Source organism: Vreelandella xerophytica, assembly GCF_968048975.1.
The window spans coordinates 164055-189275 of the sequence record NZ_OZ309106.1; the positions used below are offsets into that span (position 1 = coordinate 164055).

The following is a 25221-nucleotide window of genomic DNA, read 5'->3' on the forward strand; positions in this document are numbered from 1 at the left end:
GCGCTTGCGTTTAGGTTGCGTTAACTTGAGTGTTTTGCGCCCATCGTTGGCGTCTTGACCGTTCGCCGTGGGCGAGAAAGAAAGGGCGCGTGACGCAAGATGACAAAAAAGCCCGCTCGATGGCGGGCTTTCGTCGTCAGCGGCTGGCTTATTTCTTGCCGGCGCGCTTACGCTCGTTTTCGGTCAGGTGCTTCTTGCGCAGGCGAATGTGGCTCGGGGTCACTTCCACCAGCTCATCGGAATCCAGGAATTCGATCGCCTGTTCCAGGGTGAACTTGATCGGCGGCGTCAGCACGATGTTCTCGTCGTTACCCGTCGAGCGCATGTTATCGAGCTTCTTGCCCTTGGTCGGGTTGACCACCATGTCGTTGGCGCGGTTGTTGATACCGATCAGCATGCCTTCGTACACTTCCGTGGCATGGTCGATGATCAGCTTGCCGCGCTCCTGCAGGGCGTACAGCGCATAGGCCAGTGCCTTGCCGCCGACCATGGACACCAGCACGCCGTTGCGACGCTCGATTGAGGCGTCGGGCTTGAGCGGACCGTAGTGGTCAAAACGGCTGGTGAGGATGCCGGTGCCGGAGGTCAGGGTCAAGAACTGACCACGAAAGCCGATCAGGCCACGTGCCGGAATGATGAAGTCCAGGCGAACACGGCCCTTGCCATCCGGGTTCATGTTGGTCATTTCGCCCTTGCGATAGCCGAGTTCTTCCATGATCGAGCCCTGATGCTGCTCTTCACAGTCGATGATGACCTCTTCGTAGGGCTCCTGCTTCTCGCCGTCGATCTCCTTGATGATGACTTCCGGGCGGCCGACGGCAAGCTCGAAGCCTTCACGACGCATGGTCTCGATCAATACCGACAGGTGCAGCTCGCCGCGCCCGGAAACCTTGAATTTCTCAGGTGTCTCGCCCTGCTCGACGCGCAGCGCCACGTTGTGAATCAGTTCCTGGTCCAGGCGATCCTTGATGTTCCGGCTGGTGACGTACTTGCCGTCCTTGCCCGCAAACGGCGAGTCGTTGACCTGGAAGGTCATGGAGACGGTCGGTTCGTCAACGGACAGCGGCGGCAGCGCTTCCACGGCATTGTTGTCGCACAGCGTATCGGAGATCGCCAGATCCTCGATACCGGTAATGCAGACGATATCGCCGGCGGTGGCCTCGGTGGTCTGTACGCGCTCAAGGCCCATGTGGGTCATGACCTGGCCAACCTTGCCCTTGCGGGTAGCGCCTTCCTTGGTGATGACGCTGATCTGCTGGCCCGGCTTGACGCTGCCGCGCTTGATGCGACCAAGACCGATGACGCCCACGTAGCTGTTGTAATCCAGTGCGGAAATCTGCATCTGGAAGGGGCCGTCGACTTCGACCTTCGGCGGCTCGACGATGTCCACGATGGCCTGGAACATCGGGTCCATGTTCTCGGACAGGTTTTCCGGGTCCATGCCGGCAATGCCGTTGAGCGCCGAGCAGTAGATGATCGGGAAATCGAGCTGCTCGTCGGTGGCGCCCAGGTTGTCGAACAGATCGAAAATCTGATCGATCACCCAGTCAGGGCGCGCGCCGGGGCGGTCGATCTTGTTGACCACGACGATCGGCTTCAAGCCCTGGGAGAAGGCTTTCTGGGTCACGAAGCGGGTCTGCGGCATCGGGCCGTCGACGGCGTCGACCAGCAGCAGCACCGAGTCCACCATCGACATGACGCGCTCGACTTCGCCACCGAAGTCGGCGTGTCCGGGGGTGTCCACGATGTTGATGTGGTAACCCGTACCATTGCCATCTTGCCATTGGATGGCCGTGTTCTTGGCCAGGATGGTGATGCCGCGCTCCTTCTCCTGGTCGTTTGAATCCATGATACGCTCTTGGCCTTCGGCCTTGCGGTCAAGCGTACCGGATTGACTCAACAGCTTGTCGACCAAGGTGGTTTTACCATGGTCAACGTGGGCAATAATGGCAATGTTACGAAGATTCTCGATCACGACGCGATCCTGCTGGAAAAATAGGGCGGCATTATAGGGTCTGGGTACCCCCTACTACCAGCGCTGTCTTAAATAAAGAAGCAAGTCAATAACCCGAAGGCGGCAGTTTTCGCTGCTATCCCGCATCCGTTAAGATAGGCGTTTTCCCAACTGGGGCAAGGACATGACCATCGGTAACCTGATGCGTTTGTTAAGCGATGGCAAGGTCCATTCCGGCGAGGCGCTCGGCGAGGCGCTGGGCGTTTCCCGCGCCGCGGTATGGAAACAGCTCAAGAAACTCGAGGCCATGGGCGTCGAGCTCATCGCGGTGAAAGGGCGCGGCTACCGGCTGGCGCGCGCGCTCGAGCCGTTGAGCGGGCAAAGCGTGGTAGCGAAACTGCCCGCCGAGGCGCGCCACCTGTTGGCGCGGTTGTTTGTCGAGGACCAGCTCCCTTCAAGCAACGAATACCTGCGTGCCCGCTTTGACCAGGGCGCGGGCCATGGTGAGGTGTGCCTGGTCGAGCTGCAAACCGCCGGACGCGGCCGAAGAGGCCGAGTATGGAGCATGCCCTGGGGGCAGGGCCTGCTTTTGTCGCTTGGCTGGCGCTTCGACGCCGGGGTCGCCTCGCTTGAAGGCTTGAGCCTCGCTGTCGGCGTCGTGGTCTCGCAGGTGCTCGAACGCTACGGTCTGGCGCCCAGGCTCAAGTGGCCCAACGATATTCTGCTGGCCACGCAGGGAGCCGAGCTTGGCAAGCTGGCGGGTATCCTGATCGAAGTGACAGGGGACGCCGCCGGCCCCTGCGAGGCGGTGATCGGTATAGGCATGAACGTGTCGCTGCCCGACAGTCTTCGTGAGAGGATCGACCAGCCGGTGGCTGCCCTGCTCGATGCAAACCCTGGCATTTCGCGCAATCAGCTGGCCGCCGAGGTGATCGCGGGGCTTTTGGCGATGCTGGCCGATTTCGAGGAGAGCGGTTTCAAGGCATGGCGCGATGAATGGAACGCGCGCCACGCCTATGCAGATCAGGACGTTCGCGTCATTCAGGGCGCGCGGGAGAGTGCCGCTATCGCCGGCGACGTCGACGACAGCGGGAACCTTTGGGTGACCGAAGACGGCCAGGCACGGCGTTTGTCCGGTGGTGAGATCAGCGTACGCAGGCGCTTATGATTCTGGATCTAGATATTGGCAACACGCTCTCCAAATGGCGCTTGAAAGATGCGGCCAGCAGCGAAATACGCTCTCGCGGTGCGGTATGGACTCGGGAAGAGTGGCGTCCCGGCGCGGACATCCCCGACCTTGACGTGGTCGAGGCGGTGCGTATTTCGAGTGTGGCCCGCGCGGCGGTGCTGGATGATACGGTCACGCTGCTGCGCCGGAAGGTGCGCCATGTCTTTGTCGCCGAGTCGCTGCCGGAAGCTCTGGGCGTGGTGAACGGCTACGAAGAGCCGGGAAGGCTGGGGGTGGATCGCTGGATGGGGGCTCTGGCCGGCTACCAGTTGGCCGGCGGGTGCTGTGCGGTGGACTGCGGCAGTGCCATTACCATCGACTTCGTGCTGCCTGGCGGCGCGCACTTGGGCGGCTTCATCATCCCCGGACTTCGTTTGATGAAAGAGAGCCTGCAGCTGGGCACTCGCAACGTGGCCATCGACCCGGACAGCGAAGCCGATGCGCTCCTGGAGCCTGGCCGACGCACGGTGGATGCGGTCAATCACGGCATCTACATGGCAGCGGTGAGTGCGATCAACCGGGTGTACAGCGAAGTGTGCGACCAGCAGGGAACCGCGCTACCCATGCTGTTGACCGGCGGCGACGCCCGCGTCGTCTCGCGCGGGGTACGGGTACCTCACGCGGTATGGCCGGATATGGTCTACGGCGGGCTGGAGGCAAGTTTTCCGCTCACCTTCGCCGAGCGGGCGGGCAAGATGGCCGGTGCCCCCCGGGTGCCTGAACCCGTGTCACTAGAAAAAATTCGCGCAGCGCTTGCATTCTCGATGCTGCTTTGACAGAATGCAGCGCGTTCCAAGGCGGTCGATAGGCGCTCAGGCGTTGCAAGCCACGATAAATTAAGTAAATATCTGGCTTGACACTGTTTTGGAGGCTGGCATAATGTGCCGCCGAAGATGGAGAGATTCCCGAGTGGCCAAAGGGAGCAGACTGTAAATCTGCCGCGAAAGCTTCGAAGGTTCGAATCCTTCTCTCTCCACCAGTTTTACGGCAACAGCTTGTGAGTTGCTTGGGGTTAAAAGCCGCAAGGCGGGTTTGACGGTTGTTCTCGCCGGTTTTTGATTCTCTTGACGATCAAGCGGGTGTAGTTCAATGGTAGAACCTCAGCCTTCCAAGCTGATGGTGCGGGTTCGATTCCCGCCACCCGCTCCAGTTAAGTGTTTGCTGTGTCTGGCTCATGTAGCTCAGGGGTAGAGCACACCCTTGGTAAGGGTGAGGTCGACGGTTCAATTCCGTCCATGAGCTCCATATCAGGAAGAAAGCGGGCATTGCTCGCTTTTTTTGTCTTTGTCGCCGCGCCTTTTGCGGTGGCAAGGTGTAAGGGTTGTCAGGCGATTGGTTTTTCGCTATCATGGCGCCCGCTGTAGCGTAGGTGTCTTTGCGCACACGACGATACAGGCCAGTGGCTCAATTGGCAGAGCAGCGGTCTCCAAAACCGCAGGTTGGGGGTTCGAGTCCCTCCTGGCCTGCCAACCTTCCCCAGGTTGGTATGTCTTTTTTATCCAGAATTCCAAGTCGCTCGCTGCACCCTGAGGAGTCTCGTTTTTATGAAGCCTAGTTCCGTAAAACATGGCGCAGAGGTGCAACAGTCACGCCATGACGGGCTCAAATGGGCGGCGGTTGTGGCGCTGCTTGTCGTTGCTGTCGTAGGTAATACCTATTTTGCCGATATCGGCTTGATCTACCGCGTGCTGGGTGTGGTGCTTTTGTGTGCCGCGGCCGGCCTGATTGCGTTGACCACCACCAAGGGGCGCGCATTGGTAGAGCTTGCGGTAAGCGCTAAGAAAGAGATTCAGCGCGTTGTATGGCCGACTCGGGCCGAAACCATTCAGACTACTGCCATTGTACTGGTAGCCGTTCTGGTGGTGGGCCTGATGCTCTGGTTGATTGACACTCTTCTTGGCTGGGCAATGTCCGGCGTCATTGGTTAGGAGTTTTCATGTCCAAACGTTGGTACGTCGTCCACGCCTATTCCGGCTTTGAAAAGCACGTGATGCGCTCGCTGATCGAGCGGGTGAAAATGTATGGCATGGAAGACCGCTTCGGCGAAATTCTGGTGCCAACGGAAGAAGTGGTCGAAATGCGCGACGGCAAACGCCGCAAGAGTGAGCGCAAGTTCTATCCCGGCTACGTGCTGGTCGAAATGGAAATGGTCGACGAAACCTGGCACCTGGTGAACGAGACGCCTCGGGTGATGGGGTTTATCGGCGGTACCAAAGAGAAGCCCGCGCCGATCACCACCCGCGAAGCCGACGCCATTCTTCATCGCGTGAAAGACGGCACCGACAAGCCGCGACCCAAGACCATGTTCGAACCTGGTCAGTCGGTTCGTGTTACCGATGGCCCGTTCGCCGACTTCAACGGTGTGGTTGAAGAAGTGAACTACGAGAAGAGCCGTCTGCAGGTCAGCGTGCTGATCTTCGGACGCGCAACGCCTGTGGAGCTTGAGTTCTCTCAGGTCGAGAAAGAATAAGCTGTTTGTAGAACAGGTCGCGTTTCAAGTTAAGACAAGTTTCAGGCAAGGCGGCCTTGGTCGTCTTGCATACACCGGGGAGCCGAAAGGCGCTATCACCCAACTGGAGTAATAAGCATGGCTAAGAAGGTACAGGCTTATATCAAACTGCAGGTTGCTGCAGGTAAAGCCAATCCAAGTCCGCCCGTAGGCCCCGCGCTGGGTCAGCACGGCGTGAACATCATGGAATTCTGCAAGGCGTTCAACGCAGAAACCCAGGACATCGAGCCCGGCCTGCCCACGCCTGTCGTGATCACTGTCTACTCTGACCGTAGCTTCACGTTCGTCACCAAGACGCCGCCTGCTGCCGTACTGCTGAAAAAGGCAGCCGGTATCAAGTCGGGTTCTGGCGAGCCGAACAAGAAGAAGGTCGGCACCGTTACCCGCGAGCAGCTTGAAGAGATCGCCAAGACCAAAGAGCCGGACATGACGGCGGCTGATCTGGACGCCGCGGTACGCACGATCGCTGGTAGCGCTCGTAGCATGGGCCTAAACGTGGAGGGTCTCTGATCATGGCTAAACTGTCCAAGCGCGCGAAGAACATTCGTGAGAAAGTAGACACGAACAAGGCGTACTCTCTGGAAGAAGCGGTCGCGCTTTTATCCGAACTGTCCACCGTGAAGTTCAAGGAGTCCGTTGACGTGGCGATCAACCTTGGCGTTGACCCGCGTAAATCCGACCAGGTTGTCCGTGGTGCCACCGTCATGCCTAACGGTACCGGTAAAGACGTGCGCGTTGCCGTCTTCACCCAGGGCGCCAACGCCGATGCCGCTAAAGAAGCTGGTGCGGACATCGTGGGTATGGACGATCTCGCCGAGCAGGTCAAAAAGGGCGTGATGGACTTTGACGTCGTCATCGCTTCACCTGATGCGATGCGTGTTGTCGGTCAGCTGGGCCAGATCCTGGGTCCGCGCGGTCTGATGCCGAACCCGAAAGTCGGCACCGTAACACCTGACGTCGCCACGGCTGTGAAAAACGCCAAGGCCGGCCAGGTACGTTTTCGTACCGACAAGAACGGTATTATCCACACCACGCTGGGCAAGGTCGATTTTGAAACGTCCGCGGTTGCCGGTAACCTGGAAGCACTGGTTGCTGACCTGAAGCGTCTCAAGCCGAGCACGTCCAAGGGTGTCTACTTCAAGAAAATGACCCTGTCCACTACCATGGGCCCGGGTCTCACCATCGATCATTCTGCCTACGTATAACGTCTGCGGGTCATCGGTGTCCGGCGCCTTGCGCCGAAAGAAGTAAGGTAAGAACTTTGCGGTCCTCCACGCTTGCGTGGAGCGCCGTCAAAGACCGCAGGTGCCGCGCTGCTTCGGTCGCGTGGCTTAATCGCTTCAAGCGCCTGCGCAGATGGTGTGGCCGCCAGTTGGTTGATGCTTTTTAGCAAACTGCTTGTCTGGTGAGCACCATCCCCAAGGCTTTCGGGGAGCAGCTGTCCCTGAAAGAGATGGTAACCACCGGGCCCTTCGGGCCCGGCACGAAGGAGTGATCACTGTGCCACTAGCACTTGAAGGCAAGAAAGCGATTGTTGCCGAGGTCAGTGAAGCGGCCAAGGGCGCACTCTCCGTCGTAGTTGCCGATTCTCGCGGTGTAACGGTCGGCAAGATGACCGATCTGCGCAAGCAGGCTCGTGAGAATGGTGTAGAGCTGCGCGTTGTTCGTAACACGCTGGCTCGCCGCGCCCTCGAGGGCACTCAATGGGAGTGTCTGACCGAGAGCTTTGTTGGTCCGACTCTGTTGGCTTTCTCTACCGATCATCCGGGCGCTGCCGCTCGCTTGTTCAAAGAGTTCGCGAAAACCGAGCAGAACTTCGAAGTCAAGGCGTTGGCCTACGAAGGTGAGCTGATTCCGGCTGCTGACATCGATCGTCTGGCAACCCTGCCGACTCACGACGAGGCAATTGCCAAGTTGATGTCGGTCATGAAAGAAGCCTCCGCTGGCAAGCTGGTTCGTACCCTGGCCGCCCTGCGCGACCAGAAGCAGGAAGCAGAAGCGGCTTAAGCTGCGTTTCTTGCAGGCGGCGTGAACGATTCAGTCGCGACGCTGCCTGAACCGAGCAATGAATCCTGAGTCTCCAGACTCCCGCAAAGTTAGGAATGAAACAATGGCACTGTCCAAAGACGATATCATCAATGCAGTAGCCGACATGTCCGTAATGGAAGTTGTCGAGCTGATCGAAGCGATGGAAGAGAAATTCGGCGTTTCAGCTGCCGCAGCCGTCATGGCTGGCCCGGCTGCTGGCGGCGAAGCGGCTGCTGAAGAGCAGACCGAATTCGACCTGGTTCTGGCCTCTGCGGGTGACAAGAAAGTTAACGTCATCAAGGCTGTTCGTGAAATCACCGGTCTTGGCCTGAAAGAAGCCAAGGGTGCCGTTGACGGCGCGCCGGCGACCATCAAGGAAGCCATGTCCAAGGACGACGCAGAAGCTGCGAAGAAGAAGCTGGAAGAAGCGGGCGCAACCGTCGAGCTCAAGTAATTCTTGTGCCGGTGGCTTTACGCGCGGCGTAAGCTTCCTCGGCTGGCGGCGGGCAAGTCCCGCTGCCGGCCTTTTTCTGTTGTAACTGGCATCAAACGCGTTGTCATGTTATGCAGAAGAGCTGCCTGAAGGCAGTGACACAGTAAGACCGGTGTTTGGTATCGCCATTCAAGGTTTTATACCTTAATGAGTACCTGATAACACTGTTATCTATCAAGATTTTTGACGGCGAGCTACCGATTTTGGAGCTTGCTGTCTGCGTCTGAAACGCCCGCGGGGCAGATGACCACGCATCGGCCACCCATGGTGAACAAGCTGGGGAATACAGATGGCTTACTCATATACTGAGAAAAAACGCATCCGCAAGGATTTCGGCAAACTGCCCCAAGTGATGGATGTGCCTTACTTGCTGGCGATCCAGCTTGATTCCTACTACGACTTTCTCCAGCAGGACCGTTCGCCTGACGAGCGTCACGAGGTCGGTCTGCATGCGGCGTTTAAGTCCGTATTTCCAATCGAGAGCTTTTCTGGCAACGCCGCACTCGAGTATGTCAGCTACCGCTTTGGCACGCCGGCGTTCGATGTAAAGGAATGCCAGCTGCGCGGCGTCACCTACTCGGCGCCGCTGCGCGTGAAGGTTCGCTTGATCATCTACGATCGCGACTCTTCCAATAAAGCCATCAAAGATATCAAAGAGCAAGAAGTCTACATGGGGGAAATCCCCCTGATGACCGAGAACGGTACCTTCGTCATCAACGGTACCGAGCGGGTAATCGTCTCCCAGCTCCACCGCTCGCCCGGTGTGTTCTTCGATCACGATAAAGGCAAGAGTCACTCGTCAGGCAAGCTGCTCTACTCTGCTCGCGTGATTCCTTACCGTGGCTCCTGGCTCGACTTCGAGTTCGACCCCAAGGACAACGTGTTTGTCCGTATCGACCGTCGTCGGAAGCTGCCGGCCTCGGTACTGATGCGTGCGCTCGGCATGAGCACTGAAGAGATCCTCGACGAGTTCTTCGAGACCAGCAAGTTCCACATCGAGAAATCCGGTTTCTCTGTGGAGCTTGTGCCGTCGCGCCTGCGCGGTGACACCGCCACCTTCGATATCAAGGATGGCAACGGCGAGCTGATCGTCGAAGAGGGCCGTCGGATTACCCAGAAGCATATTCGCCAGCTCGAGAAAGCCGGTCTCGAGCGTCTGGAAGTGCCGATGGAGTATCTCTACGGCAAGACGCTGGCCAAGGATCAGATCGATACCAAGACCGGCGAGCTGATCGTTGCATGCAACACCGAGATTACCCCGGAAGTTCTGGAGCGCATGGCCCAGGGCGGCATCACGCGTGTCGAAACGCTTTACACCAACGACCTGGATTGCGGTTCGTTCATTTCCGATACCCTGAAGCTCGATACCACCGGTTCGCAGCTCGAGGCGCTCGTTGAAATCTATCGCATGATGCGCCCCGGCGAGCCGCCCACCAAGGAAGCGGCGGAAACGCTGTTCCACAACCTGTTCTTCACCGAAGACCGTTACGATCTTTCCGGTGTGGGCCGCATGAAGTTCAATCGCCGTCTGCGTCGCGAAGCCGACACCGGCTCCGGCGTGCTGGATCGCAAGGACATCCTGGATGTGCTGCGCGAGCTGATCAATATTCGTAACGGTTTCGGCGATGTCGATGATATCGATCACCTGGGTAACCGTCGTATCCGCTGCGTGGGCGAGATGGCCGAAAACCAGTTCCGCGTGGGCCTGGTACGCGTCGAACGCGCGGTGAAAGAGCGTCTTTCCATGGCGGAAAGCGAAGGCCTGATGCCTCAGGACTTGATCAACGCCAAGCCGGTGGCGGCGGCGGTGAAGGAGTTCTTCGGTTCCAGCCAGCTGTCCCAGTTCATGGACCAGAACAACCCGCTTTCGGAAGTTACCCACAAGCGTCGTGTGTCTGCACTCGGCCCGGGTGGTCTGACCCGTGAGCGCGCGGGCTTCGAGGTGCGCGACGTACACGCCACGCACTACGGCCGTCTGTGCCCGATCGAGACGCCGGAAGGCCCGAACATCGGTCTGATCAACTCGCTGGCCACCTACAGCCACACCAACAGCTACGGCTTCCTTGAAACACCGTACCGCAAGGTGAATGCGGGTCAGGTAACGGACGATATCGTTCACCTTTCCGCGATCGAAGAGGGCGATTTCGTTATCGCTCAGGCGTCTGCCGCGGTGGATGAGTCGAACAAGCTTTCTGACGACCTGGTGCAGGTACGTCACCGTGGTGAGACCACCTTCATGCGTCCTGAGCAAGTGACGCTGATGGACGTTTCACCGCGTCAGGTTGTATCGGTGGCTGCGGCCCTGATCCCGTTCCTTGAGCACGATGACGCCAACCGCGCCTTGATGGGTGCGAACATGCAGCGTCAGGCCGTCCCCACCCTGCGTGCCGACAAGCCGCTCGTGGGTACCGGCATGGAGCGCTTCGTGGCGCGTGATTCCGGCGTCTGTGCAGTGGCGCGGCGTGGCGGCGTGATCGATTCCGTCGATGCGCGTCGTGTGGTCGTGCGGGTCAATGAAGAGGAAATCATCGGCGGTGAAGCCGGCGTTGATATCTACAACCTGACCAAGTACACCCGTTCGAACCAGAACACCTGCATGAACCAGCGCCCCATCGTGCGCCCGGGTGACAATGTAGCGCGCGGTGATATCCTCGCCGACGGCCCGTCCGTCGACATGGGTGATCTGGCACTCGGTCAGAACATGCGTATCGCGTTCATGCCCTGGAACGGTTACAACTTCGAGGACTCCATCCTGCTTTCCGAGCGGGTGGTTCAGGAAGACCGTTTCACCACGATCCATATTCAGGAACTGACCTGTGTATCCCGCGACACCAAGCTTGGGCCGGAAGAGATCACCTCGGACATTCCCAACGTTGGTGAGTCGGCATTGGGCAAGCTGGATGAAGCGGGCGTGGTCTATATCGGTGCCGAAGTGGGCCCGGGTGACATTCTGGTCGGTAAGGTAACGCCCAAGGGCGAAACCCAGCTGACGCCGGAAGAAAAGCTGCTACGTGCGATCTTCGGTGAGAAAGCATCCGATGTTAAAGATACGTCCTTGCGTGCCCCTACCGGCATGAAAGGTACGGTCATCGATGTCCAGGTCTTCACTCGCGACGGCGTCGAGAAGGATTCCCGTGCGCTTTCCATCGAGCAGATGCAGCTCGATGAAGTGCGCAAGGATCTTCAGGAAACCTACCGTATCGCCGAAGACGCGACCTTCGAGCGCCTCAAGCGCACGTTGAATGGCCAGGCCGTCAACGGTGGCCCGAATCTGAAAAAAGGCGACGTGCTCGATCAGGCGTATCTCGACGAGCTGCCGCGTCAGCAATGGTTCAAGCTGCGCATGCAGGACGAATCGTTCAACGAACTGCTGGCCCAGGCCGACGAGCAGCTCGAGAACCGTCGCAAGGAGATGGACGAGCGTTTCGAAGACAAGAAGCGCAAGCTCACCCAGGGCGATGATCTGGCACCGGGCGTACTGAAGATCGTCAAGGTCTACATGGCGGTCAAGCGTCGCATCCAGCCCGGCGACAAGATGGCCGGTCGCCACGGTAACAAGGGTGTCATCTCCGCGATCATGCCGATCGAGGACATGCCGTTTGACGAGAAGGGCGAGCCGGTCGACGTGGTTCTCAACCCCCTCGGTGTACCGTCACGCATGAACGTGGGCCAGATTCTGGAAACCCACCTGGGTATGGCGGCGCGTGGCCTGGGGGTCAAGATCGACGCCATGCTGCGCGACGCACGTGGTCAGCAGGTTGCCGAGATTCGCGACTTCCTGGGTCAGGTGTACAACACCCCGGGTACTCGCGTCGAGGACATCGATTCGCTCTCTGATGACGAAGTCATTGCCCTGGCGAAGAACCTCAAGGGCGGTGTCCCCATGGCAACGCCGGTGTTTGACGGTGCCAAGGAGCATGAAATCAAGCATCTGCTCAAGCTTGCGGATATTCCCGAGTCCGGTCAGATGACGCTGTACGACGGCCGTACTGGCGACACCTTCGATCGCCCGGTCACCGTGGGTTACATGTACATGCTGAAGCTCAACCACCTGGTTGACGACAAGATGCACGCGCGCTCTACCGGGTCTTACTCGCTGGTCACCCAGCAGCCCCTGGGTGGTAAGGCACAGTTCGGTGGTCAGCGCTTTGGTGAAATGGAAGTGTGGGCGCTGGAAGCTTACGGCGCTGCTTACACGCTACAAGAGATGCTCACCGTCAAGTCGGATGACGTCGAAGGCCGCACCAAGATGTACAAGAACATCGTGGATGGCGACCACACCATGCAGGCAGGCATGCCGGAGTCCTTCAACGTACTCGTGAAGGAAATCCGCTCGCTGGGCATCGATATCGAGTTAGAGAGCTAGGAGCTGTCCAATGAAAGATTTGGTGAAAGTACTCAAATCGCAGTCTCAGTCCGAAGAGTTCGACGCGATCAAGATAACGCTTGCGTCGCCGGACATGATTCGCTCCTGGTCGTTTGGCGAGGTGAAAAAGCCTGAGACCATCAACTACCGGACCTTCAAGCCGGAACGCGACGGTCTGTTCTGTGCCAAGATCTTCGGCCCGGTAAAGGACTACGAGTGTCTGTGCGGCAAGTACAAGCGCATGAAGCACCGCGGCATCATTTGTGAAAAATGTGGCGTCGAAGTCACCAAGGCTGCCGTGCGCCGTGAGCGCATGGGCCACATCGAGCTGGCATCCCCAGTTGCGCACATCTGGTTTCTGAAATCGCTGCCCTCGCGCATCGGCATGTTCCTGGACATGACCCTGCGTGACATCGAGCGCGTGCTCTATTTCGAATCCTTTGTCGTGATCGATCCGGGCATGACCACCCTCGAGCGTGGTCAGCTCTTGAACGACGAGCAGTACTTCGAGGCGCTCGAAGAGTTCGGCGACGACTTCGATGCCCGTATGGGCGCCGAAGCGGTGCAGGAACTGCTCAAGGACATCGATCTGGAAGAAGAGATCAACACGCTGCGCGAAGAGATTCCGCAGACCAACTCTGAAACCAAGATCAAGAAGCTTTCCAAGCGTTTGAAACTGCTGGAAGCGTTCTACCACTCCGGCAATGCGCCGGCGTGGATGGTCATGGAAGTGCTGCCCGTTCTACCGCCGGATCTGCGTCCACTGGTACCGCTGGACGGCGGCCGCTTCGCGACCTCGGATCTCAACGACCTTTATCGTCGTGTGATCAACCGTAACAACCGCCTGAAGCGTCTGCTCGATCTGAACGCGCCGGACATCATCGTGCGCAACGAGAAGCGTATGCTTCAGGAAGCGGTCGACGCGCTGCTGGACAACGGCCGTCGTGGCCGGGCAATCACGGGCTCCAACAAGCGTCCGCTGAAATCCCTGGCCGACATGATCAAGGGTAAGCAGGGACGTTTTCGTCAGAACCTGCTGGGCAAGCGTGTCGACTACTCGGGCCGTTCGGTCATCACCGTGGGCCCGACGCTGCGCCTGCACCAGTGTGGCCTGCCGAAGAAAATGGCGCTGGAACTGTTCAAGCCGTTCATCTATTCCAAGCTGCAATCGCTGGGGCACGCCTCCACGATCAAGGCGGCGAAGAAGATGGTCGAGCGCGAGCTGCCGGAAGTGTGGGACATCCTCGCTGACGTCATCCGCGAACACCCGGTACTCTTGAACCGCGCACCGACGCTTCACCGTCTGGGTATCCAGGCGTTCGAGCCGCTTCTGATCGAAGGCAAGGCGATTCAGCTGCACCCGCTGGTGTGTGCCGCCTACAACGCCGACTTCGACGGTGACCAGATGGCGGTACACGTACCGCTGACCCTGGAAGCCCAGCTCGAAGCCCGTGCGCTGATGATGGCCACCAACAACGTGCTGTCGCCGGCCAACGGCGAGCCGATCATCGTGCCGTCTCAGGACGTGGTGCTGGGTCTTTACTACATGACCCGCGAGAAGGTGAACGCGAAAGGCGAAGGCATGGTGTTCTCCGGCCTCAACGAGGTCGAGCGCGCCTTCGGTACGCAAACCGTATCGCTGCACGCCCGAGTCAAGGTTCGCCTCGATGAGGTCGTGATCGACGAAGAGACCGGCGAGCGCAGCGACAAGCGCTCCATCTATGACACCACCGTCGGCCGGGCGCTTCTGTATCGCATTCTGCCGGAAGGTGTGCCGTTTGAACTCATCGACAAGCCGATGAAGAAAAAGGCCATTTCCGGTCTGATCAACGAGGTGTACCGCCGCTCCGGGCTCAAGCCCACGGTCATCTTCGCTGACCAACTGATGTATACCGGTTTCCGTCTGGCGACCTGGTCCGGTGCGTCCATCGGCGTCAACGACTTCGTCATTCCGGATGCCAAGACCGAGATCGTCGACGCGGCGGAAGCCGAAGTCAAAGAGATCGAAGACCAGTTCTCCTCGGGTCTTGTGACCGCGGGCGAGAAGTACAACAAGGTCATCGATATCTGGTCCAAGGCCAACGATAAGGTGGCCAAGGCGATGATGACGGGTATCTCGAAAGAGACCGTGATCGACCGTGATGGCAACGAAGTCGAGCAGGACTCGTTCAACAGCGTCTTCATCATGGCCGACTCCGGTGCCCGGGGTAGTGCGGCTCAGATTCGTCAGCTCGCCGGTATGCGGGGTCTGATGGCCAAGCCGGATGGCTCGATCATCGAAACGCCGATCGTCGCCAACTTCCGTGAAGGTCTGAACGTACTTCAGTACTTCATCTCGACCCATGGCGCGCGTAAGGGTCTGGCGGATACGGCCCTGAAAACGGCCAACTCCGGTTACCTGACCCGCCGTCTGGTGGACGTGGCCCAGGATCTGGTCATCACCGAGACCGACTGTGGCACCGAGAACGGTCTGACGCTGCACCCGATCATCGAGGGTGGCGACATCATCGTACCGCTTTCCCAGCGTGTGCTCGGCCGTGTCGTGGCGCAAGACGTCATCGATCCGAGCACCGAGGAAGTGCTGATTCCGCGGAACACTCTGCTCGACGAGAAGTGGTGTGCCGCGCTCGACACGATGGGTGTGGACGAGATCATCGTACGCTCGACCATTACCTGTGATACGCCGCACGGCGTATGTTCGTCCTGCTACGGACGCGATCTGGCCCGCGGTCATCAGGTCAACATCGGGGAATCCGTGGGCGTCATTGCCGCACAGTCCATCGGTGAGCCGGGTACCCAGCTGACCATGCGTACCTTCCACATCGGTGGCGCGGCCTCGCGTTCGTCGGCGGTGGACAGCGTTCAGGTCAAGCATGGCGGTAAAGTTCGCCTGCACAACATGAAGCACGTCGAGCGTGCCGACGGCAAGCTGGTCGTGGTGTCGCGCTCAAGCGCCCTGGCCGTTGCCGACGATCACGGCCGTGAGCGCGAGTACTACAAGCTACCTTACGGGGCCGAGCTTTCCGTGCGCGACGGCGACGTGGTGGATGCAGGTGCCACTGTGGCCAAGTGGGATCCGCACACTCATCCGATCGTGGCCGAAGTCGAGGGTAAGGCGCAGTTCATCGATCTCGACGAAGGTGTCACCATGCACCGCTCCGTCGACGAGATGACCGGTCTTTCGTCTATCGAGGTCATCGAGTCCGCGGCACGTCCGATGGCCGGTCGCGACAAGCGTCCGATGGTCATGTTGCAAGATGCGGCCGGCGAGTACGTGTCGGTTTCCGGCTCCAATACGCCGGTGCAGTACCTGCTGCCGGGTAACTCGATCATTTCCGTCGATGACGGTGCAAGCATTGGTGTCGGTGAAGTGGTTGCCCGTATTCCGGTCGAAGCGTCGGGCAACAAGGACATCACCGGTGGTCTGCCCCGCGTTGCCGACCTGTTCGAAGCGCGCAAGCCGAAAGAATCGGCGATTCTCGCCGAAATCAGCGGTGTGGTGAGCTTCGGTAAAGAGACCAAGGGCAAGCGTCGTCTGACGATTACTCCGGAGTCCGGTGATGCGTTCGAAGCGCTGATTCCGAAATGGCGTCAGATCGCCGTGTTCGAAGGCGAGACCGTCGAGAAGGGCGAGGTCATCTCCGATGGCCCGAGCAACCCTCACGACATCCTGCGCCTTCTCGGCGTGGCGGAGCTTGCCAAGTACATCACCGCCGAAGTGCAGGACGTATACCGCCTGCAGGGCGTGGGCATCAACGATAAGCACATCGAAGTGATCGTGCGTCAGATGCTGCGCAAGGTCGAGATCACCGATTCGGGTGATTCCGACTTCATCACCGGTGATCAGGCCGAGCTTGTTCGTGTGCTCGAGCAGAACGAGCGTCTGGAAAAGGAAGACAAGTTCCCGGCCAAGTATCAGCGTCTGCTGCTGGGCATCACCAAGGCGAGCCTCGCGACCGAGTCGTTCATCTCTGCGGCCTCCTTCCAGGAGACTACCCGCGTACTGACCGAAGCGGCCGTTACCGGCAAGCGCGACTACCTGCGCGGCCTGAAGGAAAACGTGGTGGTAGGACGTCTGATCCCGGCAGGTACCGGTCTGACTCACCACGCCGAGCGTCGTCGCAAGCGCGAAGACGTCGAGCGCCTGTTCAGCCCCTCGGCAACCGAGGTGGAGCAGGAGCTAGGAGCGCAGTTGACAGCTCTTGACACTGACGACGAGCTCTAGAAACAAGTAGTAAACACAGTATCTGACCCTGTAGGCGTTGTGGTCTTGTCGGTTAAACCGCCGGCAAGACTTGACGCCGCCCAGGGTCAGCCTTTAGAATGCGCAGCCTTTAACAGTGGGGTGGGTGCGCCCGCGACCACGAAAAAAGGCCAAGGCAACCATTGGAGTCAGCTAAACACCATGGCAACGATTAATCAGCTAGTGCGCAAGCCGCGCAAGCGCCCCGTCACCAAGAGTGACGTGCCCGCGCTTCAGGCTTGTCCGCAAAAGCGCGGCGTATGTACCCGCGTTTACACCACCACCCCCAAGAAGCCGAACTCGGCCCTGCGTAAGGTTTGCCGTGTGCGCCTGACCAACGGGTTTGAAGTCTCTTCCTACATCGGTGGTGAAGGTCACAACCTGCAGGAACACTCTGTTGTTCTGATTCGCGGCGGTCGTGTAAAGGATTTGCCGGGTGTGCGTTATCACACCGTTCGTGGCGCCCTTGATACTTCTGGCGTACAGAACCGCCGTCAGGGCCGTTCCAAGTACGGTACCAAGAAGCCGAAGTCCTAACGCATCTTTTAATACGAATATGTTGGTCTGATAAGAGTAAGGTCGGGCGATAACAGCAGGTGCTGGTCAGTCCCGGGTTTACCTGAAGGATCCTTAATTGAGGGCTTATCATGCCTAGAAGAAGAGTTGTAGCCAAGCGCGAAATCCTGCCGGATCCCAAGTTCGGAAGTGATCGGCTGGCGAAGTTCATGAACCACCTGATGGTCAGCGGCAAGAAGTCCGTAGCTGAGCGTATCGTCTATGGTGCGTTGGACAAGGTTGCCGAGCGTAGTAAAGAAGAGCCGCTGGAGATTTTCGACAAGGCGCTGGAAACCATCCAGCCGATGGTCGAAGTCAAATCGCGCCGCGTAGGCGGTGCGACCTATCAGGTGCCGGTTGAAGTTCGCCCCTCGCGTCGTCAGGCACTGGCCATGCGTTGGCTGGTGGACGCTGCGCGTCGTCGCGGTGAAAAAACGATGGTACAGCGACTGGCAGGTGAAATGCTGGATGCCGCTGAAGGCAAGGGTTCTGCCGTCAAGAAGCGCGAAGACGTGCATCGTATGGCCGAAGCCAACAAGGCTTTCTCGCACTATCGTTTCTAAGGACGGCGTTTTTAAGGGCGACGTTTCTAAGTGCGACGCTTCCAGGCATGACGTTTGTGAACGCAGCGTCTGCAAGGTTCGCGTTTATATATGCACGTTGTTTCAGCATGGCGTCGTTGAAAGTGGTAAGTCGAGTCGCTTTGTTGCAACACCCCGCCGCTATCATGTCGTGATGGCGGCGGTGGCGTAAGGCTCACTTTCACCGCTTGCTAAATTGACGAGCATCGCCAACTAACGGGAGTTTCACCGTGGCACGCAAGACACCACTTAAGCGTTATCGCAATATTGGTATCGTAGCGCACGTCGACGCGGGTAAAACCACGACGACCGAGCGTGTACTGTTCTACACCGGCCTTTCCCACAAGGTAGGCGAAGTGCATGACGGTGCGGCGACCATGGACTGGATGGAGCAGGAGCAGGAGCGTGGTATCACTATCACCTCGGCTGCAACGACCTGTTTCTGGCAGGGCATGGACAAGCAGTTCGACGAACACCGCATCAACATCATCGATACTCCTGGGCACGTTGACTTCACCATCGAAGTTGAGCGTTCACTGCGTGTACTCGATGGCGCGGTCGTTGTACTGTGCGGTTCCTCCGGCGTTCAGCCGCAGACCGAAACCGTATGGCGTCAGGCCAACAAGTACGAAGTACCGCGTATGGTCTTCGTCAACAAGATGGACCGTACCGGCGCTGATTTCTTCATGGTTGTCGACCAGTTGAAAGAGCGTCTGGGTGCGAATGCCGTGCCGATCCAGATCAACTGGGGTACGGAAGAAGACTTCAAGGGCGTGATCGACCTGATTCAGATGAAGGCTATCCTGTGGGACGAGGAAAGCCTGGGCATGAATTACGAGCTGATCGATATTCCGGCTGAGCTGCAAGAGACGGCCGAGAACTATCGCGAGCAGATGGTCGAAGCGGCTGCCGAAGGCTCTGAAGAGCTGATGGACAAGTACCTGGAAGGCGGTGAGCTATCGATCGAAGAGATCAAGGCCGGTCTTCGTGCACGTACTCTTGCCAACGATATCGTTCTGGTTACCTGTGGTTCTGCATTCAAGAACAAGGGTGTTCAGGCGGTGCTGGATGGCGTTATCGAGTACATGCCGTCGCCGACCGAAGTCAAGGCGATCGAGGGTGAGCTGGACGACAAGGACGGCACTATCGCCACGCGTGAAGCGGACGATAACCAGCCGTTTGCGGCGTTGGCGTTCAAGATTGCCACCGACCCCTTCGTAGGTACGCTGACCTTTATCCGTGTCTACTCGGGCGTTCTGAAATCTGGTGACGGCGTATACAACTCCGTCAAGCAGAAGAAGGAGCGCGTTGGCCGTATCGTTCAGATGCATGCCAACTCACGTGAAGAGATCAAGGAAGTACTCGCCGGAGATATCGCGGCGTGTATCGGCCTGAAGGACGTCACCACCGGTGACACCCTATGCGATATCGATAACAAGATCGTTCTCGAGCGCATGGAGTTTCCGGATCCGGTAATCTCGGTTGCCGTTGAGCCGAAGTCCAAGGCTGATCAGGAAAAGATGGGTGTTGCACTGGGCAAGCTGGCTCAGGAAGATCCTTCTTTCCAGGTCAAGACCGATGAAGAGACCGGCCAGACCATCATTTCCGGTATGGGCGAGCTGCACCTGGACATCATCGTTGACCGCATGCGTCGCGAGTTCAAGGTAGAAGCCAACATCGGTAAGCCGCAGGTGGCGTACCGCGAAACCATTCGTGGCAACGTCGAGCAGGAAGGCAAGTTTGTACGTCAGTCCGGCGGTCGTGGTCAGTACGGTCACGTATGGCTGCGTATCGAGCCGCTGACGGCTGCAGACAAGGGTGAAGGCGAAGACGAAATCTTCTTCAAGTTCAACTCTGAGATCGTAGGTGGTACGGTTCCCAAGGAATACGTCCCTGCGGTTGAGAAAGGTGCTTACGAGCAGCTTAAAAACGGTGTCATCGCGGGCTACCCGATGATCGACGTTAAAGTGACGCTGTTCGACGGCTCCTTCCACGACGTGGACTCTAACGAGACTGCGTTCAAGATTGCTTCTTCTATGGCAGTGAAGGAAGGTGCCAGGAAGGCCAAGGCCGTGCTGCTGGAGCCGGTGATGAAGGTCGAAATCGTGACTCCCGAGGAATTTATGGGTGACGTCATGGGTGACCTGAGCCGTCGTCGCGGTCTGGTGCAGGGCATGGATGACTCTTCTTCTGGTAAAGTCATTCGTGCAACGGTGCCACTGGGTGAGATGTTCGGTTACGCAACCGATCTGCGCTCACAGACCCAGGGCCGTGCGAGCTACTCCATGGAGTTCGCGAAGTACGATGAGGCGCCCTCCAGCGTCGTTGAAGCCGTCATCAACCAAAACGGTTAACCGTTAGCTAACGTAAAGAGGTTATAGCAGTGGCTAAGGAAAAATTCGAACGTTCCAAACCGCATATCAACGTCGGCACCATCGGTCACGTCGACCACGGTAAAACGACTCTGACTGCGGCCCTGACCCGCGTTTCTGCTGAAGTATTCGGCGGCGACTGGCGTGAGTTTGATACCATCGATAACGCTCCTGAAGAGCGTGAGCGTGGTATCACCATCGCGACTTCGCACGTTGAGTATCAGTCTGAGCAGCGTCACTACGCGCACGTTGACTGCCCGGGACACGCCGACTACGTCAAGAACATGATCACCGGTGCCGCCCAGATGGATGGCGCGATCCTGGTATGTTCTGCCGCCGACGGCCCGATGCCGCAGACTCGCGAGCACATCCTGCTGTCTCGCCAGGTAGGCGTTCCGTTCATCGTCGTGTTCCTGAACAAGGCAGACATGGTTGATGACGAAGAGCTGCTCGAGCTCGTCGAAATGGAAGTTCGTGAACTTCTCGACGAGTACGACTTCCCGGGCGACGACACGCCGATCATCACCGGTTCTGCCCTGATGGCACTCAACGGTGAAGACGAGAACGGCATGGGTACCACTGCGGTCGCCAGCCTGATCAAGGCCCTGGATGAGTACATTCCCGAGCCTGAGCGTGCCATCGACCAGCCGTTCCTGATGCCGATCGAAGACGTATTCTCTATCTCTGGTCGTGGTACCGTTGTTACCGGCCGTGTAGAGCGCGGTATCGTCAAGGCCGGCGAAGAAGTTGAAATCGTAGGCATCAAGGACACCACCAAGACCATCGTTACCGGTGTCGAAATGTTCCGTAAACTGCTCGACGAAGGTCGTGCAGGCGAGAACGTTGGCGCCCTGCTGCGTGGTACCAAGCGTGATGACGTCGAGCGTGGTCAGGTTCTGGCCAAGCCGGGCACCATCAACCCGCACACTACCTTCGAAGCAGAAGTGTACGTACTGTCCAAGGAAGAAGGTGGTCGTCACACGCCGTTCTTCAAGGGCTACCGTCCGCAGTTCTACTTCCGTACCACCGACGTAACCGGTACCTGTGAACTGCCGGAAGGCGTTGAAATGGTTATGCCGGGCGACAACATCAAGATGGTTGTTACCCTGATCGCGCCGATCGCCATGGACGAAGGCCTGCGTTTCGCGATTCGCGAAGGCGGCCGTACCGTGGGTGCTGGCGTCGTAGCCAAGATCGTTCAGTAAGGTTGTTGCTGAATGATGAAGGGGGCTCTCAGGAGCCCCCTTTTCTGCGCATCAAGAGCAAATGTTTGACACGTGCTTTTGAGGTGCATATAATGCGCATCCTTTGAATGCGTGGGTAGACGGCTCGCGCCGTCGACATCCATTGGAGTTTAGGGCAAATGCAGAACCAAAAGATTCGCATTCGGTTGAAAGCGTTCGACCATCGCCTGATCGATCAGTCTACAGCGGAGATTGTTGAAACCGCTAAGCGTACTGGTGCTCAGGTTCGTGGGCCGATCCCGCTGCCGACCAACCGCGAGCGCTATACCATTCTGATTTCACCGCACGTCAACAAGGATGCGCGTGATCAGTATGAGATTCGTACGCACAAGCGCGTGCTCGACATCGTTGAGCCGACCGAGAAAACTGTTGATGCGCTGATGAAACTCGACCTTGCCGCTGGCGTGGACGTGCAAATCAAGCTCGACTAATCACACTAGACACTTGCGGCCCAGCGTTCATTAACTTTTATTGATCAGCAGCCGCCGCGTCGTGAGACGCCACACAATGTGCTAGTGGAATGCTCTGGAAAGGGCAGCCATAGCGGGTGATAGCCCCGTACACTATAGGAGACTGAGTATGACTATCGGTTTAGTCGGTAAAAAGGCCGGGATGACCCGTGTCTTTACCGAAGACGGCGCGTCTGTGCCCGTAACCGTTATTGAAGTGGATCCTAACCGCATCACGCGCGTCAAGACGGTCGAGTCTGACGGCTACGCGGCGGTTCAGGTCACCACAGGCTCTCGCAAGGCCAAGCACCTCACCAAAGCGCAAGCGGGTCAGTTTGCCAAGGCGGGTGTCGAGGCTGGTCGTTCACTGATGGAATTCCGCCTTGCAGAAGGCGAGGAAGCTCCGGAAGTGGGTGGCGAACTCACCGTATCCCTCTTCGAAGCTGGTCAGATGATCGACGTGACCGGCACCTCAAAGGGTAAAGGCTTCCAGGGTGCTGTTAAGCGCTGGAACTTCCGTACCCAAGATAACAGCCATGGTAACTCCCTGTCGCATCGTGCGCCGGGTTCTATCGGCATGTGTCAGACTCCAGGTCGTGTATTCAAAGGCAAGAAGATGGCCGGTCAGATGGGCAACGTCCGCTGCACCGTGCAAAGCCTTGAGATCGTCCGTGTCGATGCCGAGCGTAACCTGCTGCTGATCAAAGGTGCTGTTCCGGGTGCAACCGGTAGCGACGTTATCGTTCGCAGCGCCGTGAAAGCTGGCTGAAGGGGATAATTACCAATGAATCTGAATCTTGCTGCAGGCACGGGTACCGTTGAAGTAGCCGACGCCACTTTTGGCAAAGAATTCAACGAAGCGCTGGTTCACCAGGTGGTCACTGCCTATTTGGCAGGCGCCCGTCAGGGAACTCGCGCTCAAAAGAACCGTTCCGACGTACGTGGTGGTGGTAAGAAGCCGTGGCGTCAGAAGGGTACCGGTCGCGCACGTGCCGGCACCATCCGCTCGCCTCTATGGCGCAGCGGCGGCGTAACCTTCGCGGCTCGTCCGCAGGATCACTCCCAGAAGGTTAACCGCAAGATGTACCGTGCGGCGATGCGCTCCATCCTGTCTGAACTGGTACGCCAGGAACGTCTGGTTGCGGTTGAAGAGTTCAGCGTTGACGCGCCGAAGACCAAGCAGGTCGCTGCCAAGCTAAAAGAGCTCAACCTTGAGAAAGTGTTGATCATCACTGAAGAAATTGATGAGACGCTCTATCTGGCCGCACGCAACCTTCCCCACGTCAACGTGGTGGATGTCGCGGCAGCTGATCCGGTGAGCCTGGTCGCCTTTGACAAGGTCCTGGTCACCGTCTCCGCCCTGCGTAAATTCGAGGAGAAGCTGGCATGAACCAGGAACGCGTATTCAAGGTTCTGCTTGGACCGCACGTGACCGAAAAGGCCGCGATGGCCGCCGAGCGCAACCAGTACGTTTTCAAGGTGGCAAGTGATGCCACCAAGCCCGAGATCAAGAAAGCCGTTGAAGCACTGTTCGGCAAGAAGGTCGGCAACGTTCAGGTTCTGAACGTCAAGGGTAAAACCAAGCGTACTGCTCATGGCGTTGGCCTGCGTAAGGGTTACCGCAAAGCGTATGTGACCCTGGCTGCGGGTGAAACGCTCGAAGACTTCTCTGGCGCCGAATAAGGGCAGGAGTACGGATAATGGCAATCGTCAAGACCAAACCCACATCCGCCGGTCGTCGCCACGTCGTCAAGATCGTTGGTGAGGGGCTGTACAAGGGCCGTGCATACGCACCGCTTCTGGAAAAACAGTCCAAGTCCGGTGGCCGTAACAACTACGGTCGCATCACCACCCGCCACGTGGGCGGTGGTCACCGTCAACACTATCGGTTGATCGATTTCAAGCGCACCAAGGATGGCATTCCGGCCTCCGTCGAGCGTCTGGAACACGACCCGAACCGCAGTGCGCACATTGCACTGCTGAAGTATGCCGATGGCGAGCGTCGTTACATCATTGCACCGAAAGGTGTCAGCGCGGGTGACGTGCTGGAATCTGGTGTCAACGCGCCCATCAAGAAAGGCAATGCCTTGCCGCTGCGCAACATTCCGCTTGGTTCGACGATTCATGCAATCGAACTGAAGCCGGGTAAGGGTGCGCAGATTGCTCGCAGTGCCGGTACTAGCGCCCAGCTGGTCGCTCGTGAAGGCAACTACGCCACCTTGCGTCTTCGCTCCGGCGAGATGCGCAAGATCCTGGCCGAGTGCCGCGCGACCCTGGGCGAAGTGAGCAACTCCGAGCACAGCCTGCGTCAACTTGGCAAGGCCGGTGCGAAGCGCTGGAGAGGCGTGCGCCCGACTGTTCGTGGTGTCGCGATGAACCCGGTGGATCACCCGCACGGTGGTGGTGAAGGCCGCACCAGTGGTGGTCGTCACCCGGTATCCCCGTGGGGCATGCCGACTAAGGGTCACAAGACGCGTAAGAACAAGCGCACCGACAAGCTGATCGTACGTCGTCGTAACAAGACGCGTTGATCGAAATTGCCAAGACATTAAGAGGTAACGGCTGTGCCACGTTCACTAAAGAAAGGTCCCTTCATTGACCTTCATCTTTTGAAGAAGGTAGAGGCTGCAGTGGAGAAGAACGACCGCAAACCGATCAAGACCTGGTCGCGTCGTTCGATGATCCTGCCCAACATGGTAGGTCTGACCATCGCAGTCCATAACGGACGCCAGCATGTCCCGGTGCACGTCTCCGAGGAAATGGTGGGTCATAAACTGGGCGAATTCGCTGCTACTCGCACATATCGCGGGCATGCGGCGGACAAGAAAGCCAAACGGTAAGCCAGAGAGGATTGAGAGATGGAAGTCACAGCTAAGCTGCGTGGCGCTCGTTTATCCGCCCAGAAGGCCCGTTTGGTGGCTGACCAGGTGCGCGGTAAACCGGTCGCCGAAGCTATTGACCTGCTGACCTTCTCCCCGAAGAAGGCTGCCAAGCTAGTCAAGAAAGTGCTTCAGTCCGCCATCGCGAATGCGGAAGAAAATAACGGCATGGACATCGACGAGCTGCGTGTCTCGACCATCTGCGTCGATGAGGGCATGACGCTCAAGCGTATCAAGCCGCGCGCCAAAGGCCGTGCGGATCGTATCTTGAAGCGCACCTGCCACATCACCGTCAAGGTAGCCGAGAAGTAGGAGTCGAC

At 58.3% G+C, this 25221-nt stretch carries 22 protein-coding genes and 4 tRNA genes; 25 read left to right on the forward strand and 1 reads right to left on the reverse strand.

Features of this window, described 5'->3' with window-relative positions; translation table 11 throughout:
• Nucleotides 1-148: 148 nt before the first annotated feature.
• A complete protein-coding gene (gene typA / locus ACWF8S_RS00765; RefSeq protein ID WP_447554931.1) occupies nucleotides 149-1975 on the reverse strand; it encodes a translational GTPase TypA in 1827 nt (608 codons plus the stop codon).
• Between the two features lie 163 nt (nucleotides 1976-2138).
• On the opposite strand from typA, the gene ACWF8S_RS00770 reads away from it, so the two are divergent.
• The 25 genes from ACWF8S_RS00770 to rplV all read left to right on the forward strand — a co-directional run bounded on the left by ACWF8S_RS00770 (nucleotide 2139) and on the right by rplV (nucleotide 25213).
• Nucleotides 2139-3122 (forward strand): biotin--[acetyl-CoA-carboxylase] ligase, encoded by a 984-nt coding sequence (locus ACWF8S_RS00770; RefSeq protein ID WP_447554932.1) that lies wholly within the window; start codon nucleotides 2139-2141, stop codon nucleotides 3120-3122.
• Nucleotides 3119-3958, forward strand: a complete 840-nt coding sequence (locus ACWF8S_RS00775) for a type III pantothenate kinase (protein WP_447554933.1) — start codon at nucleotides 3119-3121, stop codon at nucleotides 3956-3958. The genes ACWF8S_RS00770 and ACWF8S_RS00775 overlap by 4 nt, the downstream gene beginning before the upstream one ends.
• Nucleotides 3959-4077: 119 nt before the next feature.
• A tRNA-Tyr gene (locus ACWF8S_RS00780) sits at nucleotides 4078-4161 on the forward strand.
• Between the two features lie 96 nt (nucleotides 4162-4257).
• A tRNA-Gly gene (locus ACWF8S_RS00785) sits at nucleotides 4258-4331 on the forward strand.
• Between the two features lie 21 nt (nucleotides 4332-4352).
• A tRNA-Thr gene (locus ACWF8S_RS00790) sits at nucleotides 4353-4427 on the forward strand.
• A gap of 148 nt (nucleotides 4428-4575) precedes the next feature.
• Nucleotides 4576-4651: transfer RNA gene (locus ACWF8S_RS00795), tRNA-Trp, on the forward strand.
• Nucleotides 4652-4726: 75 nt separating this feature from the next.
• Nucleotides 4727-5110, forward strand: a complete 384-nt coding sequence (gene secE / locus ACWF8S_RS00800; RefSeq protein ID WP_447554934.1) for a preprotein translocase subunit SecE — start codon at nucleotides 4727-4729, stop codon at nucleotides 5108-5110.
• An 8-nt stretch (nucleotides 5111-5118) separates the two neighbouring features.
• The gene (gene nusG, locus ACWF8S_RS00805; RefSeq protein ID WP_394577596.1) at nucleotides 5119-5652 is read left to right on the forward strand and encodes a transcription termination/antitermination protein NusG; all 534 of its coding nucleotides are present in this window, start codon (nucleotides 5119-5121) and stop codon (nucleotides 5650-5652) included.
• 117 nt (nucleotides 5653-5769) lie between these two features.
• Nucleotides 5770-6201 (forward strand): 50S ribosomal protein L11, encoded by a 432-nt coding sequence (gene rplK, locus ACWF8S_RS00810; RefSeq protein ID WP_227389102.1) that lies wholly within the window; start codon nucleotides 5770-5772, stop codon nucleotides 6199-6201.
• A 2-nt stretch (nucleotides 6202-6203) separates the two neighbouring features.
• Nucleotides 6204-6896, forward strand: coding sequence for a 50S ribosomal protein L1 (gene rplA / locus ACWF8S_RS00815; RefSeq protein ID WP_447554935.1), 693 nt, complete (start codon nucleotides 6204-6206; stop codon nucleotides 6894-6896).
• Between the two features lie 295 nt (nucleotides 6897-7191).
• Entirely contained in the window at nucleotides 7192-7698 is a 507-nt protein-coding gene (gene rplJ, locus ACWF8S_RS00820; RefSeq protein ID WP_447554936.1) for a 50S ribosomal protein L10, read from the forward strand.
• Nucleotides 7699-7801: 103 nt separating this feature from the next.
• Nucleotides 7802-8173, forward strand: coding sequence for a 50S ribosomal protein L7/L12 (gene rplL, locus ACWF8S_RS00825; protein WP_289113076.1), 372 nt, complete (start codon nucleotides 7802-7804; stop codon nucleotides 8171-8173).
• Nucleotides 8174-8501: 328 nt separating this feature from the next.
• Nucleotides 8502-12578: a DNA-directed RNA polymerase subunit beta gene (gene rpoB / locus ACWF8S_RS00830; protein ID WP_447554937.1), complete on the forward strand. Its 4077-nt coding sequence runs from the start codon at nucleotides 8502-8504 to the stop codon at nucleotides 12576-12578.
• A 10-nt stretch (nucleotides 12579-12588) separates the two neighbouring features.
• Nucleotides 12589-16803 (forward strand): DNA-directed RNA polymerase subunit beta', encoded by a 4215-nt coding sequence (gene rpoC, locus ACWF8S_RS00835; protein WP_447554938.1) that lies wholly within the window; start codon nucleotides 12589-12591, stop codon nucleotides 16801-16803.
• A gap of 180 nt (nucleotides 16804-16983) precedes the next feature.
• On the forward strand, nucleotides 16984-17358 hold the full coding sequence (gene rpsL, locus ACWF8S_RS00840) for a 30S ribosomal protein S12 (protein ID WP_252105856.1): 375 nt from the start codon (nucleotides 16984-16986) through the stop codon (nucleotides 17356-17358).
• A 110-nt stretch (nucleotides 17359-17468) separates the two neighbouring features.
• Nucleotides 17469-17939 carry a 30S ribosomal protein S7 gene (rpsG, locus tag ACWF8S_RS00845; protein WP_447554939.1) on the forward strand — a complete coding sequence of 157 codons (471 nt, stop codon included), beginning with the start codon at nucleotides 17469-17471 and terminating at the stop codon, nucleotides 17937-17939.
• 248 nt (nucleotides 17940-18187) lie between these two features.
• Nucleotides 18188-20311, forward strand: coding sequence for an elongation factor G (fusA, locus tag ACWF8S_RS00850; protein WP_447554940.1), 2124 nt, complete (start codon nucleotides 18188-18190; stop codon nucleotides 20309-20311).
• 29 nt (nucleotides 20312-20340) lie between these two features.
• A complete protein-coding gene (tuf, locus tag ACWF8S_RS00855) occupies nucleotides 20341-21534 on the forward strand; it encodes an elongation factor Tu (protein ID WP_447554941.1) in 1194 nt (397 codons plus the stop codon).
• 158 nt (nucleotides 21535-21692) lie between these two features.
• Entirely contained in the window at nucleotides 21693-22004 is a 312-nt protein-coding gene (rpsJ, locus tag ACWF8S_RS00860) for a 30S ribosomal protein S10 (RefSeq protein WP_009098983.1), read from the forward strand.
• Between the two features lie 148 nt (nucleotides 22005-22152).
• Nucleotides 22153-22791 carry a 50S ribosomal protein L3 gene (rplC, locus tag ACWF8S_RS00865; RefSeq protein WP_447554942.1) on the forward strand — a complete coding sequence of 213 codons (639 nt, stop codon included), beginning with the start codon at nucleotides 22153-22155 and terminating at the stop codon, nucleotides 22789-22791.
• A 15-nt stretch (nucleotides 22792-22806) separates the two neighbouring features.
• Nucleotides 22807-23412: a 50S ribosomal protein L4 gene (rplD, locus tag ACWF8S_RS00870; protein WP_447554943.1), complete on the forward strand. Its 606-nt coding sequence runs from the start codon at nucleotides 22807-22809 to the stop codon at nucleotides 23410-23412.
• Nucleotides 23409-23705: a 50S ribosomal protein L23 gene (rplW, locus tag ACWF8S_RS00875; protein WP_447554944.1), complete on the forward strand. Its 297-nt coding sequence runs from the start codon at nucleotides 23409-23411 to the stop codon at nucleotides 23703-23705. Before rplD ends, rplW begins: the two co-directional genes overlap by 4 nt.
• Before the next feature lie 17 nt (nucleotides 23706-23722).
• Nucleotides 23723-24553, forward strand: coding sequence for a 50S ribosomal protein L2 (gene rplB / locus ACWF8S_RS00880; protein ID WP_447554945.1), 831 nt, complete (start codon nucleotides 23723-23725; stop codon nucleotides 24551-24553).
• A 33-nt stretch (nucleotides 24554-24586) separates the two neighbouring features.
• Complete coding sequence (gene rpsS / locus ACWF8S_RS00885; protein ID WP_009098993.1) at nucleotides 24587-24862, forward strand: 30S ribosomal protein S19; 276 nt, start codon at nucleotides 24587-24589, stop codon at nucleotides 24860-24862.
• Between the two features lie 18 nt (nucleotides 24863-24880).
• Nucleotides 24881-25213: a 50S ribosomal protein L22 gene (rplV, locus tag ACWF8S_RS00890; protein WP_018917732.1), complete on the forward strand. Its 333-nt coding sequence runs from the start codon at nucleotides 24881-24883 to the stop codon at nucleotides 25211-25213.
• The last annotated feature ends 8 nt before the right edge of the window (nucleotides 25214-25221 follow it).

Excerpts from the sequence above, each read along its gene's own strand:
- nusG (WP_394577596.1), top strand. The coding sequence starts at position 5,119 with ATGTCCAAACGTTGGTACGTCGTCCACGCCTATTCCGGCTTTGAAAAG.
- ACWF8S_RS00775 (WP_447554933.1), top strand. The coding sequence starts at position 3,119 with ATGATTCTGGATCTAGATATTGGCAACACGCTCTCCAAATGGCGCTTG.
- rpsG (WP_447554939.1), top strand. The coding sequence starts at position 17,469 with ATGCCTAGAAGAAGAGTTGTAGCCAAGCGCGAAATCCTGCCGGATCCC.
- rplL (WP_289113076.1), top strand. The coding sequence starts at position 7,802 with ATGGCACTGTCCAAAGACGATATCATCAATGCAGTAGCCGACATGTCC.
- rpsJ (WP_009098983.1), top strand. The coding sequence starts at position 21,693 with ATGCAGAACCAAAAGATTCGCATTCGGTTGAAAGCGTTCGACCATCGC.
- rplV (WP_018917732.1), top strand. The coding sequence starts at position 24,881 with ATGGAAGTCACAGCTAAGCTGCGTGGCGCTCGTTTATCCGCCCAGAAG.
- rpoC (WP_447554938.1), top strand. The coding sequence starts at position 12,589 with ATGAAAGATTTGGTGAAAGTACTCAAATCGCAGTCTCAGTCCGAAGAG.
- rpoB (WP_447554937.1), top strand. The coding sequence starts at position 8,502 with ATGGCTTACTCATATACTGAGAAAAAACGCATCCGCAAGGATTTCGGC.
- rplW (WP_447554944.1), top strand. The coding sequence starts at position 23,409 with ATGAACCAGGAACGCGTATTCAAGGTTCTGCTTGGACCGCACGTGACC.
- ACWF8S_RS00770 (WP_447554932.1), top strand. The coding sequence starts at position 2,139 with ATGACCATCGGTAACCTGATGCGTTTGTTAAGCGATGGCAAGGTCCAT.
- rplB (WP_447554945.1), top strand. The coding sequence starts at position 23,723 with ATGGCAATCGTCAAGACCAAACCCACATCCGCCGGTCGTCGCCACGTC.
- rplD (WP_447554943.1), top strand. The coding sequence starts at position 22,807 with ATGAATCTGAATCTTGCTGCAGGCACGGGTACCGTTGAAGTAGCCGAC.
- rplK (WP_227389102.1), top strand. The coding sequence starts at position 5,770 with ATGGCTAAGAAGGTACAGGCTTATATCAAACTGCAGGTTGCTGCAGGT.
- rplA (WP_447554935.1), top strand. The coding sequence starts at position 6,204 with ATGGCTAAACTGTCCAAGCGCGCGAAGAACATTCGTGAGAAAGTAGAC.
- secE (WP_447554934.1), top strand. The coding sequence starts at position 4,727 with ATGAAGCCTAGTTCCGTAAAACATGGCGCAGAGGTGCAACAGTCACGC.
- rpsL (WP_252105856.1), top strand. The coding sequence starts at position 16,984 with ATGGCAACGATTAATCAGCTAGTGCGCAAGCCGCGCAAGCGCCCCGTC.
- rplC (WP_447554942.1), top strand. The coding sequence starts at position 22,153 with ATGACTATCGGTTTAGTCGGTAAAAAGGCCGGGATGACCCGTGTCTTT.